Genomic DNA, 14,696 nt, shown 5'->3' on the forward strand with positions numbered 1-14,696 from the left:
GCCCGGTTACATTCCGAACCCGGAAGCTAAGCCTTACAGCGCCGATGGTACTGCAGGGGGGACCCTGTGGGAGAGTAGGACACCGCCGAACAATCATTCAAAGGGCTGGACCCGGAACTTCCGTTCCGGGTCCAGCCCTTTTTCGGTATGCGTAACGCAAAGTTCACGTTGCGCGCAGAGCATCCCAGCATGGGTACTGCTGCAATGCTCAGGGCCGCCGGCGTCGGAGTCGGTGACGAGGTCATCGTGCCGGCCTTCGGGAACGTGGAAATCGCCGAGGCGGTGACACTCGCCGGTGCGCTTCCGGTGTTCGCCGACATAGATCCGGTGACCTACTGCCTCGACGTCTCCGCGGTGGAGGCGGCGGTAACTGCCCGCACCGCGGCCGTGGTTGTCGTACACCGCTTCGGACGGTGGGCCGACATCCGGGAGTTGCACGCGCAGGGGCGGCGGCACGGGCTGCTGGTGCTGGAGCAGGGCGAGTCCGAGGCGCCGTACGACGAGGTCGCTCAGCGGCGGCAGCGGGCCGCCTACCTCGATGCGAAGCTGCGCGGGGTGCGGACGCCGGACGGTGGCGACGGGCACACCTACCAGCAGTACGTCGTGCGGGTGCCGGGGAACGGCCGGCCCGACCGGGACGCCTTCGCACGGGCCTTGCGGGGCAAGGGAGTCGACTGCCGGGTGCCGGTGAAGACGCCCGTGCACCGGCTGCCGGAATTCCGGCGCTGTGTCTCGCTGCCGGAGACCGAGCACGCCGCCGACGTGACGCTGGCGCTGCCCGTGGACGCCTCGTTGACGAAGCGGGAGATGCAGCGGATCGTCTCTGCCTGCAACGCCCTCGGCGGACTGCTGCAGCCCGCTTTCTGAACGAGTTTGGGAACCCGGGTCCGTTCAGGGTATGATCTATTCCGTTGCCGCGGGGGAAACCTCGAAAAGGCAACAGGCCCCTATAGCTCAGTCGGCAGAGCGTCTCCATGGTAAGGAGAAGGTCAACGGTTCGATTCCGTTTGGGGGCTCCGACAGGAAAAGTCCCACCCGAAAGGGCGGGACTTTTTTTGTTTCCTCTTCCGTCGCCGCCCTCAGTCCTTCCCCGCCCTCAGTCCTTCTGAAGGCCGGGGACCCGCATCGCCAGAATCGCCATGTCGTCCGACGGAGCGTCCGAGGCGAAGCGCTCCACCGCGCGCATGATGCGTGCGGCGACCGCGCCCGCCGTCAGACCCGTGCAGGTCGTGAGGACATCGGCGAGGCCGTCGTCGCCGAGCATGCGAGTGCCCTCCCGGCGCTCCGTCACGCCGTCGGTGACGCACAGCAGGACATCACCCGGGTCGAGGGTGATCGTCTGCTCGTAGAGCTCCAGTTCCTCGATGACACCGAGCAGCGGCTGGGGTTCGGCGGCGGCCTCCACCGTGCCGTCCTGGCGCAGGCGCAACGGCAGCGGATGGCCGGCGCACACCACCTTCATCTCCGCGCTGCCGTCCTCCTGCGGGCGCATCTCGCCGTACAGGAGGGTCAGGAATCGGCTGCGGGCGCCCTCGTCCAGGATGGCCGAGTTGAGGCGCTCCAGGACCGCGGGGCCGCTGAGGCCCTCCCGGGCCAGGAGCCGGAGCGCGTGCCGCGCCAGGCCCGTCACGGCGGCCGCGTTGGGGCCCGTACCGCAGACGTCGCCGATGGCGAAGCCGTACGTGCCGTCGGAGATGGGGAAGACGTCGTAGAAGTCGCCGCCGACCTCGTTGCCCTCGCCGGCCGCGCGGTAGATGACCTCGACCTCGACGCCCTCGATGTGCGGGGTGCCCGGGGGCAGCAGGCTGCGCTGGAGGGCCTGGCTGATGGCCGTGCGCTCCGAGTACAGGCGGGCGTTGTCCAGGGCCAGGGCTGCCCGGCGGGACAGGTCCTCGGCCAGTTCCAGGATTTCCTGGCGGAAGTGTTCGTCGGTGGGCTTGCCCAGGGTGAGCATGCCGATGACGCGGTTGCGGGCGACCAGGGGGAGGACCACGGTCTCGCCGCCCACGGCGGAGGCCGTGGCGAGCGTCGGGCCGATGGCGGAGGAGACCTGGCGGGCGGGGCCACCGGTCAGGCCCAGGCTGCGCATGGAACTGCGCAGGGCGGCCTGGTGGGCGCGCTCGCCGGGGGTTGTCCAGACCCGGGCGCCCGGGGTGGGTACCGGGTCCGGCGGGGGCACCTTGGAGAGCAACGACTTGATGCCGTCGATCAGTTCCTCGTCCTCGTGCAGGACGTACGACAGGTACGGCTCGGAGGCCTGGTCGGCGATCGTGTAGACCGCGCACCAGGTGGCGAGGGTCGGGACCGTCATCTGTGCCATCAGGGCGAGGGTCTGGTCGCGGTCCAGGGTGCCGGCGAGCAGGTCGGAGGCCTCGACCAGGAAGCTGAGCGAGCCGCGGCGCAGCCGCTCCAACTCGCCCAGGCGGGCCGACTCGACGGCCAGGGCGATGCGGTCGGCGGCGAACTGGAGGCGCAGCGCCTCCTCGTTGGAGTATCTGCCCGGGGCCTCCGCGGCGACGCCCAGGGAGCCCGTCAGACGGCCCTCGACCTTCAGCGGGACCGTGACGACCGAGCGCATGCCGGTGCCGCCCAGGAGGGGGACCGCGCCCGGAACGGCCGTCAGATCGTCGTGGACGGCCGGCATACGGGCCGAGCCGTAGCGGCCGGGGCCGGCTTCGACGGGCACGCGCGCGAAGCGCTGACGGGCGGACGGCAGCCCCGTGGAGGCGCGGACCTCCAACTCGGTCTCGTCGTCGGTCGCCAGGAGCAGGAACGCGGAGTCGCCGTCGAGCATGTCGCGGGCGCGCTCGACCGTGCGCTGGAGGAGGCCGTCGAGGTCGTCCGGGGCCGGCGAGCCGATGAACACCTCGAAGGGGTCGGTGCTCTGGCCGTCGGAGCCGCCGCCGGCGTCGGAGGCGGGCAGGCGCAACGGGGTCTGGAGGACGGCGCGTTCGTGGTCGCGTACCAGCAGGCAGACGGTGGAGGGCTCGCCGCCGGTGTCGCGGACCCTCAGGTGCGAGGCGTAGACGGAAGTGACCCGGCCGTCGGCGCCGCGGATGCCGTAACTGCCCTCCCAGCGAGAGAGCTGGAGGGCCTCGGCGACGCCGGTACCGGTGCCCGGGGTGTGCGGCCAGGCGGCGAGGTCGGTGAGCGGCTTGCCGGTGACCTCGGAGGCGGTGTGGCCGAAGAGTTCCTCGGCGTCCTCGTTCCAGGCCGTGACGGAGCCCTTGCGGTCGATCTGGACGACCGCGACCCGGACCCGGCCGTCGGCGAGGGGCAGCAGGTCGGCGGGGAGGGACGGGCCGGCCGCGCGGGTGCCCACCGGGCGCTCGGGCAGATCGAGCTGGAACCAGACATTCTTGTACGTGGGCGTGTACTCGACACCCCAGCGGGCGGCGAGGGCCGCGCAGAGCTGGAGGCCGCGGCCGCCCTCGCGGTCGGGGCTGCCCATGTTGACGGCGGAGCCCTGGAGCGGGACCTCGCGTTCCGGGTAGCGGTCGGCGACCTCGATGCGCACCCCGTCGTCCGAGCGCAGGCACAGGACGTCGGCGTGGGTGCCCGCGTGTACGACCGCGTTGGTCACCAGTTCGCTGGTGAGGACCACGGCGTCGTCGATGACGTCCGCGAAGCCCCAGCCCTGGAGCGTGTCGCGGACGAAGGCCCGGGCGGTCGCGACCGATCGCCCGACGGGCTCGAAGCTGGCGGCCGCGCGCGCGGTGATCACAGAACTCCTCGACCGGTTCTCGACATACGGGCTTCCCTGGTCGGCCGACTCGTGCCGCTGCTGCGGCATCCGTTCGCCCGTGGGCCGTGGCTCCGGGGTGTGTCCCCCGGGGATCACTCCGGTGGTCATGGTCTGCGGCCGCCCCTCCGAATGCCCGCTCGTTCTCGTGCCACCGCCCAGGCCGAACAAACCGGCGCGGCTGGACAGCCGCATGCAAGGTTACTTACCTTCGCCGTCCGAGCGGATGCCGGTCGCCAGTGTTTACGTCCCCAGGGTGTGCGGACGATGTGCGAAGCTGCCGAACTGTTATGGCCTGGTTCGGCCGGGGTGAAACACTGGGCAGGCTTCTGATGAAGGTACGGGCAGGCTGAATGCGTTGCATGTACTGCGGGCAGCAGCCCCTGGTGTGGCCGGATCCGATCTGGCAGAAGGACGCAGCAGTAACGGGTACGCCGAAGTAAGCGGTACGCCGACTACGGCGGTATCCGAGCACAGTGGTACGGGCACAGTGGTAACGGTCGACCCCTGCGGGAGGGACACAGTGGAGTCTGGCGCAGCGGCGCGGGGCACTAAGGCGCGCGCGAAAGGCGGACCGTCCCTGAGCAGGCAGCGGGGCGGTGACGGGACCACCACGGTGGACACGGCTGCCCTGAACCGGCTGCTGGTGGCTCTCGCGGCGATGCGCGACGGGAACTTCCGGAAGCGGCTCACGGTGTCCGGGGACGGCGTGATGTCGGAGATCGCGGCGGTCTTCAACGAGGTCGCCGACCGCAATCTCCACCTCACGGGTGAGCTGTCACGGGTACGGCGAGTGGTCGGACGTGAGGGAAAACTCACGGAACGGCTGGAAACGGGCGCCTGCGAAGGCTCCTGGGCGGCCGCCGTGGACAACTCCAACGCCCTCGTCGACGACCTCGTACGGCCGGTCTCCGAGGTGGGCCGGGTCCTGACGGCGGTGGCCGAGGGTGATCTGTCGCCGCGGATGGATCTGCGGTCGCCGTCGGCGGACGGGGCCGGGCATCCGCTGCGCGGTGAGTTCCTGAAGGTCGGCAGGACCGTCAACAACCTGGTGGACCAGCTGTCGACGTTCACCGACGAGGTCACACGCGTGGCCAGCGAGGTGGGTACCGAGGGCAAGCTGGGCGGACAGGCCCGGGTGCGCGGTATGTCCGGTTCGTGGCGGGATCTGACGGACTCGGTCAACACGATGGCGTACCGGCTGACGGCCCAGGTGCGGGACATCGCGCTGGTGACGACCGCGGTCGCCAAGGGTGATCTGTCCCGGAAGGTCACGGTTCAGGTCGCCGGCGAGATGCTGGAGCTGAAGGAAACCGTCAACACGATGGTGGACCAGCTGTCGGCCTTCTCCTCCGAGGTGACCCGAGTCGCCCGTGAGGTGGGTACGGACGGCATCCTGGGCGGCCAGGCGCATGTGCCCGGGGTCGCCGGTACGTGGAAGGAACTCACCGATTCCGTCAACACCATGGCCGGCAATCTGACGGCCCAGGTGCGCGGGATCTCCGAGGTGACCACCGCGGTCGCCAACGGTGACCTCTCGCGCAAGGTGACCGTTCCGGCCCGTGGTGAGGTCGCGCAGCTCGCCGAGACGATCAACCAGATGACCGAGACGCTGCGGATCTTCGCGGACGAGGTCACGCGTGTGGCCAACGAGGTCGGTGCCGAGGGGCAGCTCGGCGGGCAGGCTAACGTGCCGGGCGCGGCGGGCACCTGGAAGGACCTGACGGACTCCGTCAACACGGTCTTCCGGAACCTGACCACCCAGGTGCGGGACATCGCCGCGGTGACGACGGCGGTGGCCAACGGTGACCTCTCGCAGAAGGTCACCGTGGACGTGGCCGGCGAGATGCTGGAGCTGAAGAACACCGTCAACGGCATGGTCGACCAGCTGTCGTCGTTCGGTGCCGAGGTCACCCGCGTGGCCCGGGAGATCGGTGTCGAGGGTGAACTGGGCGGCCAGGCGCAGGTGGCCGGGGCCGCCGGTACCTGGAAGGACCTGACCGACTCCGTCAACACCGCGTTCCGCAACCTCACCGGGCAGGTGCGCAACATCGCCCAGGTGACGACGGCGGTGGCCAACGGCGACCTGTCGCAGAAGGTCACGGTCGACGTCTCCGGCGAGATGCTCCAGCTGAAGAACACCGTGAACACGATGGTGGACCAGCTCTCCAGCTTCGCCGACCAGGTGACGCGGATGGCCAGGGACGTGGGCACGGAGGGCCGTCTCGGCGGTCAGGCCCGCGTGGACGGCGTCTCGGGTACCTGGAAGGAGCTCACGGACTCCGTCAACTTCATGGCCGGCAACCTCACCTCGCAGGTGCGGCAGATCGCCCAGGTGACGACGGCGGTGGCGCGGGGTGACCTGTCCCAGAAGATCGACGTCGACGCGCGCGGCGAGATCCTCGAACTGAAGAGCACCATCAACACGATGGTCGATCAGCTCTCCGCCTTCGCCGACCAGGTCACCAAGGTGGCCCGAGAGGTGGGCACGGAGGGCCGGCTCGGCGGTCAGGCGCAGGTGCCCGGTGTGGCCGGTGTGTGGCGGGACCTGACGGACTCGGTGAACGGCATGGCCGGCAACCTCACCGCCCAGGTGCGCAACATCGCCCAGGTGGCGACCGCGGTGGCCCGGGGTGACCTCTCGCAGAAGATCACCGTGGACGCGCGCGGTGAGATCCAGGAGCTGAAGAACACCCTGAACACGATGGTCGACCAGCTGTCGTCGTTCGCCCAGGAGGTCACGCGCGTCGCGCGCGAGGTGGGCACCGAGGGCATCCTCGGCGGCCAGGCCGAGGTGCAGGGGGTGGCGGGCACCTGGAAGGACCTCACCCAGTCCGTGAACTTCATGGCGAACAACCTGACCATCCAGGTCCGCAACATCGCCGAGGTCACGACGGGGGTCGCCAAGGGCGACCTGTCGAAGAAGATCACTGTTGACGCGAAGGGCGAGATTCTCGAGCTCGTCACGACGGTCAACACCATGGTCGACCAGCTGTCCAGCTTCGCCGAGCAGGTGACCCGGGTGGCCCGTGAGGTGGGTACCGAGGGCATCCTGGGCGGTCAGGCGCACGTTCCGGGTGTCACGGGCATCTGGAAGGACCTCAGCAACAACGTGAACCTGATGGCCAACAACCTGACCATGCAGGTGCGCAACATCTCCCAGGTCTCGGCGGCCGTCGCCAACGGCGACCTGACCCGGCAGGTCACCATCGAGGCGAGCGGTGAGGTGGCCCAGCTCGCGGACACCATCAACACGATGGTGAGGACGCTGAGTTCGTTCGCCGACCAGGTCACCAAGGTGGCCCGTGAGGTGGGCACGGACGGCATCCTCGGCGGTCAGGCGCACGTACCGGGTGTGGCGGGTACGTGGAAGGACCTCACCGAGTCGGTGAACGGCATGGCGTCCAACCTGACCGGCCAGGTGCGCAACATCGCGATGGTCACCACGGCCATCGCCAAGGGCGACCTCACCAAGAAGATCGACATCGACGCCCGCGGCGAGATCCTCGAACTCAAGACGACGATCAACACGATGGTCGACCAGCTGTCCAGCTTCGCCGAGGAGGTCACCCGGGTGGCCCGCGAGGTGGGTACCGAGGGGCAGCTGGGCGGTCAGGCACGCGTGCGTGACGTCGACGGCACCTGGCGGGACCTCACCGAGTCGGTGAACGAGATGGCCGGGAACCTGACCCGGCAGGTGCGTGCCATCGCGCGCGTGGCGACCGCGGTGACCCGCGGCGACCTGAACCTGAAGATCGACGTGGACGCCTCCGGCGAGATCCAGGAACTCCAGGACTACATCAACAAGATGATCGCCAACCTGCGCGACACCACGGTCGCCAACCAGGAGCAGGACTGGCTCAAGGGCAACCTGGCGCGTATCTCCGCGTTGATGCAGGGCCGCCGCGACCTGGCGGACGTGGCCTCGCTGATCATGAGCGAGCTGACACCGGTGGTCTCCGCGCAGCACGGCGCGTTCTTCATGGCGATGCCCCTGGTCGACGGCAAGGACCTGGGCGCCGAGACCGAGGACGCCTACGAGCTGCGCATGCAGGGGTCGTACGGCTACTCGATGGGCTCCATGCCGACGTCGTTCCGGCCCGGTGAGGCGCTGATCGGCACGGCGGCCCAGGAGAAGCGCACGATCCTGGTGGAGAAGGCGCCCACGGGCTATCTGAAGATCTCCTCCGGGCTCGGCGAGGCCCCGCCGGCGCAGGTGATCGTGCTTCCGGTGCTGTTCGAGGGCAATGTCCTCGGTGTGATCGAGCTGGCGTCCTTCACGCCGTTCACGCACATCCAGAAGGACTTCCTCAACCAGATCGCCGAGATGATCGCGACCAGCGTCAACACCATCTCCGTCAACACCAAGACCGAGGTGCTGCTGAAGCAGTCGCAGGAACTGACCGAGCAGCTGCGGGAGCGGTCGGCGGAGCTGGAGAACCGGCAGAAGGCCCTCCAGGCGTCCAACGCCGAACTGGAGGAGAAGGCCGAGCTGCTGGCCCAGCAGAACCGCGACATCGAGGTGAAGAACACGGAGATCGAGGAGGCCAGGCAGGTCCTGGAGGAGCGTGCCGAGCAACTCGCGGTCTCCATGCGCTACAAGAGCGAGTTCCTCGCCAACATGTCGCACGAGCTGCGCACCCCGCTCAACTCGCTGCTGATCCTGGCGAAGCTGCTCGCCGACAACGCCGAGGGCAACCTCTCCCCGAAGCAGGTGGAGTTCGCCGAGACCATCCACGGCGCCGGCTCCGACCTGCTCCAGCTGATCAACGACATCCTCGACCTGTCGAAGGTCGAGGCGGGCAAGATGGACGTCTCCCCGACGCGTATCGCGCTGGTCCAGCTCGTGGACTACGTGGAGGCCACCTTCCGGCCGCTGACCGCGGAGAAGGGCCTCGACCTGTCGGTACGGGTCTCCCCGGAGCTGCCCGCCACCCTGCACACCGACGAACAGCGGCTGCTGCAGGTGCTGCGCAACCTGCTGTCCAACGCGGTGAAGTTCACCGACTCCGGCTCGGTGGAGCTGGTGATCCGCCCGGCGAGCGGCGACGTGCCGCTGGGGATCAGGGAGCAGCTGCTCGAGGCCGGTTCGCTCAGCGATCCGGACGCGCCGCTGATCGCCTTCTCGGTGACCGACACCGGCATCGGTATCGCGGCCAGCAAGATGCGGGTCATCTTCGAGGCGTTCAAGCAGGCCGACGGCACGACCAGCCGCAAGTACGGCGGTACGGGCCTTGGTCTGTCGATCTCGCGGGAGATCGCGCAGCTGCTCGGCGGTGAGATCTATGCGCAGAGCGAGCCGGGCCGCGGTTCGACGTTCACGCTGTATCTGCCGCTGCACCCCAGCGAGCTGCCGCCGCAGGGCTACCAGCAGTCCGTGCCCGCGCTGGAGGCCGGGGACCTGGTCGCCTCGCAGAACCACGGCTCCGAGCTGTCCGGCGCGGAGATCGAGACGCCCGCCGAGGTGAAGTCGTACCAGGAGACCCAGAACGGTGCCGCCGCGCTCTTCCGTCGCCGTCGCCGGGCCATCCCGCAGATCGCCGAGTCGTGGCCGGTGCTGGCCGAGCAGGATGCGACGGCCCCGGCGCCGCGCCGGGGCGTACGGTTCGGCGGGGAGAAGGTGCTGATCGTCGACGACGACATCCGCAACGTCTTCGCCCTCACCAGCGTCCTCGAGCAGCACGGTCTGTCGGTGCTGTACGCGGAGAACGGCCGTGAGGGCATCGAGGTCCTGGAGCAGCACGACGACGTCGCGGTGGTCCTGATGGACATCATGATGCCCGAGATGGACGGCTATGCGACGACCACGGCGATCCGTCGGATGCCGCAGTTCGCCGGGCTGCCGATCATCGCGCTGACCGCCAAGGCGATGAAGGGCGACCGGGAGAAGGCGATCGAGTCCGGCGCCTCCGACTACGTCACCAAGCCGGTCGACCCCGATCACCTGCTGGCGGTGATGGCGAAGTGGATGCGCGAGGAGTGACCGGAACGGACGGATGTGATGTGAACGTTTCGGGAACCTTCCGTGTGCACGGGGAGTTGCTGACTCAGGGTTGCGGAACCCGTGTAGAAGTGCGGGATTGGGGGAACCTTCTGGTCCCCGGCTGCGTTTCTGCTACGTGCACAGTGACATCGCGGTGACAGGGTGTGGCGACAGGCGGGGTGCGGCTACCATGACCGGCACAAGGACGGGCGGCGAAAGGGAGTCGTCCCCTGGGGCGGCGCCCGGTGCACATCCGGGGCGAGGAGGGCGGGCCATGGTGCAGAAGGCCAAGATCCTCCTGGTCGATGACCGGCCGGAGAATCTGCTGGCGCTGGAGGCCATCCTCTCTGCGCTCGATCAGACACTGGTGCGGGCATCGTCCGGGGAGGAAGCGCTCAAGGCACTGCTCACGGACGACTTCGCGGTCATTCTGCTGGACGTCCAGATGCCGGGCATGGACGGTTTCGAGACCGCGGCACACATCAAGCGGCGGGAGCGGACCCGGGACATCCCGATCATCTTCCTCACCGCCATCAACCACGGCCCGCACCACACCTTCCGGGGGTACGCGGCGGGCGCGGTGGACTACATCTCCAAGCCCTTCGACCCGTGGGTGCTGCGCGCCAAGGTCTCGGTCTTCGTCGAGCTGTACATGAAGAACTGCCAGCTCCGTGAGCAGGCGGCGCTGCTTCGGCTCCAGTTGGAGGGCGGCGGCAAGGGCGCGGTCGCCGGCAAGGAGTCCGCGGGGCTGCTCGCCGAGCTGTCGGCGCGGCTCGCGGCCGTCGAGGAGCAGGCCGAGGCGCTGTCCAAGCAGCTGGACGACGAGTCCGCGGACGCGGCGGCGGTGGCCACGGCGGCCCATCTGGAGCGCAAACTCACCGGCCTGCGCCGGGCGCTGGACGCCCTGGAGCCGGGCACCGGTGGCGGCGCTTCACCGCTTCCCTCGCAGAACTGACCGCGAGGGCGGCCAGAGTTGCCGATGAGCGCGCGTCAGTTCCGCGCCCCCACAAGGGCGACACGAACGGGTGAAGCAGTGGGCACACGTGTCCCCTGTCGCATCCCCCGGTAACCTCACACCCATGGCCTCACGTCCCTCGGCAGCCAAGAAGCAGCCCCCGAAGAAGGCCGCTCCCTCGAAGGCGCCGGCGAAAAAGGCCGCCGCGAAGAAAGCCCCGGCCAAGAAGGCGCCCGCCAAGAGGGCCGCGGCGAAGAAGTCCGCGCCGGCGCCCAAGCCGGCGCCCAGCCCGACCGGGGGCGTCTACCGCCTGGTGCGCGCCCTCTGGCTCGGCCTCGCGCACGCCGTCGGCGCGGTCTTCCGCGGCATAGGACAGGGAGCCAAGAACCTGGATCCGGCCCACCGCAAGGACGGCGTCGCGCTGCTCCTGCTCGGTATCGCCCTGATCGTCGCCGCCGGCACCTGGGCCGACCTGCGCGGCCCGGTCGGCGACCTGGTGGAGATCCTGGTCACCGGCGCCTTCGGCCGCCTCGACCTGCTGGTGCCGATCCTGCTCGCGGTGATCGCCCTGCGGTTCATGCGCCACCCCGAGCAGCCGGAGGCCAACGGCCGGATCGTGATCGGCCTGTCCGCGCTCGTCATCGGCGTGCTCGGCCAGGTCCACATCGCCTGCGGCTCGCCCGCCCGCAGCGAGGGCATGCAGGGCATAAGGGACGCCGGCGGCCTCATCGGCTGGGCGGCGGCGACCCCGCTGACGTACACCATGACCGAGGTCCTCGCCGTACCGCTGCTGGCGCTGCTCACGGTCTTCGGGCTGCTCGTGGTCACCGCGACCCCGGTGAACGCGATCCCGCAGCGGCTGCGCGCGCTCGGCATCCGCCTCGGGCTGCTGCACGACCCCGATCCGGACGAGTACGGCGAGTACGACGAGCACGGCGACGACGAGCGCTACGACGAGCAGTGGCGCCAGGCGCTGCCCGCACGCTCCCGCAGGCGCTCCAGCGCCCCCCAGGACTACGACCCGGACGTCGCCGAGCAGGAGGCCCTCGCCAAGCGCCGGGGCCGTCCGCGGCGCTCCGCCGTGCCGCAGCCCGAGATGGGCCGTCAGATGGACGCCGTGGACGTCGCCGCGGCCGCCGCTGCCGCCCTCGACGGCGCGGTCATGCACGGCATGCCGCCCTCGCCGCTCGTCGCCGACCTCACCCAGGGCGTCAGCGTCGGCGACCGCGAGGACACCACGCCCACGCCCGTGCCGGCTCCCAGCCCCAGCCCGAGTCCCAGTCCGGTCCCGGCCGCGCGGCCCAAGCAGGAGCAGCTCAAGGTCGAACCGGTCGTCGCAGACCTGACCAAGCCGGCCCCCGAAGAGCCCCGCGACCTGCCCCCGCGCGCCGAGCAGCTCCAGCTCTCCGGCGACATCACCTACTCGCTGCCCTCCCTGGACCTGCTCACCCGGGGCGGGCCGGGCAAGTCGCGCAGCGAGGCCAACGACAAGGTCGTCGCCTCGCTCTCCAACGTCTTCTCCGAGTTCAAGGTCGACGCGCGCGTCACCGGCTTCACCCGCGGTCCGACGGTCACCCGGTACGAGGTCGAGCTCGGCCCCGCCGTGAAGGTCGAGCGGATCACCGCCCTCACCAAGAACATCGCGTACGCCGTCGCCAGCCCGGACGTGCGGATCATCAGCCCGATCCCCGGCAAGTCCGCGGTCGGCATCGAGATCCCCAACACCGACCGCGAGATGGTCAACCTGGGTGACGTGCTGCGGCTCGCCGAGTCCGCCGAGGACGACGACCCGATGCTGGTCGCCTTCGGCAAGGACGTCGAGGGCGGCTACGTCATGCACTCGCTGGCCAAGATGCCGCACGTGCTCGTCGCGGGCGCCACCGGCTCCGGCAAGTCGTCCTGCATCAACTGTCTGATCACCTCGGTCATGATGCGGGCGACCCCGGAGGACGTCCGGATGGTCCTGGTGGACCCCAAGCGGGTCGAGCTGACCGCCTACGAGGGCATCCCGCACCTGATCACGCCGATCATCACCAACCCGAAGCGGGCCGCCGAGGCGCTCCAGTGGGTCGTACGCGAGATGGACCTGCGCTACGACGACCTGGCGGCGTTCGGGTACCGGCACATCGACGACTTCAACCAGGCCATCCGCGACGGCAAGCTGAAGACGCCGGAGGGCAGCGAGCGGGAGCTCAAGACCTATCCGTATCTCCTGGTGATCGTCGACGAGCTCGCCGACCTGATGATGGTCGCGCCCCGGGACGTCGAGGACTCGATCGTGCGCATCACGCAGCTCGCGCGGGCGGCCGGCATCCACCTGGTGCTGGCCACCCAGCGTCCGTCGGTCGACGTGGTCACCGGCCTCATCAAGGCGAACGTGCCCTCCCGGCTCGCCTTCGCCACCTCCTCGCTCGCCGACAGCCGCGTCATCCTCGACCAGCCAGGCGCCGAGAAACTCATCGGCAAGGGCGATGGTCTCTTCCTGCCGATGGGGGCGAACAAGCCGACCCGTATGCAGGGCGCGTTCGTCACCGAAGAAGAGGTCGCGGTGATCGTCCAGCACTGCAAGGACCAGATGGCGCCGGTCTTCCGGGACGACGTCACCGTGGGCACCAAGCAGAAGAAGGAGATCGACGAGGACATCGGCGACGACCTCGACCTGCTGTGCCAGGCGGCCGAACTGGTCGTTTCCACACAGTTCGGCTCCACCTCCATGCTCCAGCGCAAGCTGCGCGTGGGCTTCGCCAAGGCGGGCCGGCTCATGGATCTCATGGAGTCGCGCGGGGTGGTCGGGCCGAGCGAGGGGTCCAAGGCGCGCGACGTTCTGGTGAAACCCGATGAGCTGGACGGAGTGCTTGCTGTGATCCGTGGGGAGTCTGAGGGGTAGGTCTGTCTCAGGGCTACGGGCGCCTGTAGACCGGGTGGAGGCTGTCGTGATCCACCCGTTAGAGATCGTCGGGCAACCGTTTCCCTTTGACGTACGTCAAGTTGAGCGAGAGGAAAGGTGGGTACCCCACCCTGGGGCGCACGCCTGACCCGTCATCGGGATGCCCGGCCATACCGATGGCGTACAAAGTCCCACCGCCCGGTTGCCCCACCCTTTCGTACCCCCCATAGACTGAACTTCCAGCACAGGTGGCTACACGCTCGAAAGGCGCCCCCGTGTCCATCGGCAGCAACTCCCCTGAAGACGAGCGTCCGTTCCCAGACGTGTCCGAGGAAAACCGCCCCTCCGTAGGCCGAGCCCTCAAGCAGGCCCGCATCGCCGCCGGGCTGACCGTCGACGAGATCAGCGGGAGCACCCGGGTCCGCATCGCCATCGTGCATGCCATCGAGGCCGACGACTTCGCCCCCTGCGGCGGCGACGTCTACGCCCGCGGGCACATCAGGACCCTGGCCAAGGCCGTCGGCCTGGACCCCGAGCCGCTGCTGGCGCAGTTCGCGGCCGAGCACGGTGGTGGGCGGCCCGCGCCGACGCCCGCCGCCCCGCTGTTCGAGGCGGAACGTATCCGCCCCGAGCGCCGAGGACCCAACTGGACGGCGGCCATGGTCGCCGCCATCGTCGTCGTGATCGGTTTCGTCGGCTTCACCGCCTTCAAGGGCGGCGACGGCGACGACGCCAAGCAGTCGGTCGCCGGGGGAGCCGCCCCGACGACCAGCAAGCCGGCCTCGCCGACCCCCAAGGAAAGCAAGCCCGAGAAGACCCCCGAGCCCTCCGACAGCGCGATCGCCGCCGCACCCCAGGACAAGGTCACCGTCCAGGTCAGCGCGGTGAACGGACGCAGCTGGATCTCGGCCAAGGACCACAACGGCCGGATGCTGTTCGACGGGCTTCTGAAGAAGGGCGACTCCAAGACCTTCCAGGACAGCTCCAAGATCAACCTGATCCTCGGTGACGCCGGAGCCATCCAGCTCTACGTGAACGGCAAGAAGATCGAGGACCAGTTCCGGCCCGGAGCCGTGGAGCGTCTCACCTACACCAAGGGCGACCCGGAAGTCGGATAACCGTTCGGATC

The 14,696-nt window shown here is 69.3% G+C and carries 6 protein-coding genes, 1 tRNA gene and 1 rRNA gene; 7 read left to right on the plus strand and 1 reads right to left on the minus strand.

The genetic code is table 11. The annotated features are described in order from the left end of the window. The 3 genes from rrf to AB0D59_RS41630 form a co-directional block, all read left to right on the plus strand. A 5S ribosomal RNA gene (gene rrf / locus AB0D59_RS41620) occupies positions 1–91 on the plus strand; the annotation flags it as partial. 113 nt (positions 92–204) lie between these two features. Continuing rightward, positions 205–867: a DegT/DnrJ/EryC1/StrS family aminotransferase gene (locus AB0D59_RS41625; RefSeq protein ID WP_362576558.1), complete on the plus strand. Its 663-nt coding sequence runs from the start codon at positions 205–207 to the stop codon at positions 865–867. 76 nt (positions 868–943) lie between these two features. Beyond that, positions 944–1,016: transfer RNA gene (locus AB0D59_RS41630), tRNA-Thr, on the plus strand. An 80-nt stretch (positions 1,017–1,096) separates the two neighbouring features. Here AB0D59_RS41630 and AB0D59_RS41635 read toward each other — a convergent pair. Beyond that, positions 1,097–3,853 (minus strand): SpoIIE family protein phosphatase, encoded by a 2,757-nt coding sequence (locus tag AB0D59_RS41635; RefSeq protein ID WP_362576483.1) that lies wholly within the window; start codon positions 3,851–3,853, stop codon positions 1,097–1,099. A 412-nt stretch (positions 3,854–4,265) separates the two neighbouring features. Here AB0D59_RS41635 and AB0D59_RS41640 point away from each other — a divergent pair, with 412 nt between their 5' ends. The 4 genes from AB0D59_RS41640 to AB0D59_RS41655 all read left to right on the plus strand — a co-directional run bounded on the left by AB0D59_RS41640 (position 4,266) and on the right by AB0D59_RS41655 (position 14,685). Then, the gene (locus tag AB0D59_RS41640) at positions 4,266–9,725 is read left to right on the plus strand and encodes a HAMP domain-containing protein (RefSeq protein WP_362576484.1); all 5,460 of its coding nucleotides are present in this window, start codon (positions 4,266–4,268) and stop codon (positions 9,723–9,725) included. 274 nt (positions 9,726–9,999) lie between these two features. Next, positions 10,000–10,680 (plus strand): response regulator, encoded by a 681-nt coding sequence (locus AB0D59_RS41645; protein ID WP_362576485.1) that lies wholly within the window; start codon positions 10,000–10,002, stop codon positions 10,678–10,680. Positions 10,681–10,804: 124 nt separating this feature from the next. Next, positions 10,805–13,567 (plus strand): DNA translocase FtsK, encoded by a 2,763-nt coding sequence (locus AB0D59_RS41650; RefSeq protein ID WP_362576486.1) that lies wholly within the window; start codon positions 10,805–10,807, stop codon positions 13,565–13,567. Between the two features lie 275 nt (positions 13,568–13,842). Further along, the gene (locus tag AB0D59_RS41655) at positions 13,843–14,685 is read left to right on the plus strand and encodes a RodZ domain-containing protein (RefSeq protein ID WP_362576487.1); all 843 of its coding nucleotides are present in this window, start codon (positions 13,843–13,845) and stop codon (positions 14,683–14,685) included. The last annotated feature ends 11 nt before the right edge of the window (positions 14,686–14,696 follow it).

This window comes from Streptomyces sp. NPDC048417, from assembly GCF_040651615.1.
In the GTDB taxonomy this organism is placed as follows: Bacteria; Actinomycetota; Actinomycetes; order Streptomycetales; family Streptomycetaceae; genus Streptomyces.

Bases quoted from the DNA above. Each gene is read 5' to 3' on its own strand.
- AB0D59_RS41645 (WP_362576485.1), top strand. From the start codon at position 10,000: ATGGTGCAGAAGGCCAAGATCCTCCTGGTCGATGACCGGCCGGAGAAT.
- AB0D59_RS41635 (WP_362576483.1), bottom strand. From the start codon at position 3,853: ATGACCACCGGAGTGATCCCCGGGGGACACACCCCGGAGCCACGGCCC.
- AB0D59_RS41625 (WP_362576558.1), top strand. From the start codon at position 205: ATGCTCAGGGCCGCCGGCGTCGGAGTCGGTGACGAGGTCATCGTGCCG.
- AB0D59_RS41650 (WP_362576486.1), top strand. From the start codon at position 10,805: ATGGCCTCACGTCCCTCGGCAGCCAAGAAGCAGCCCCCGAAGAAGGCC.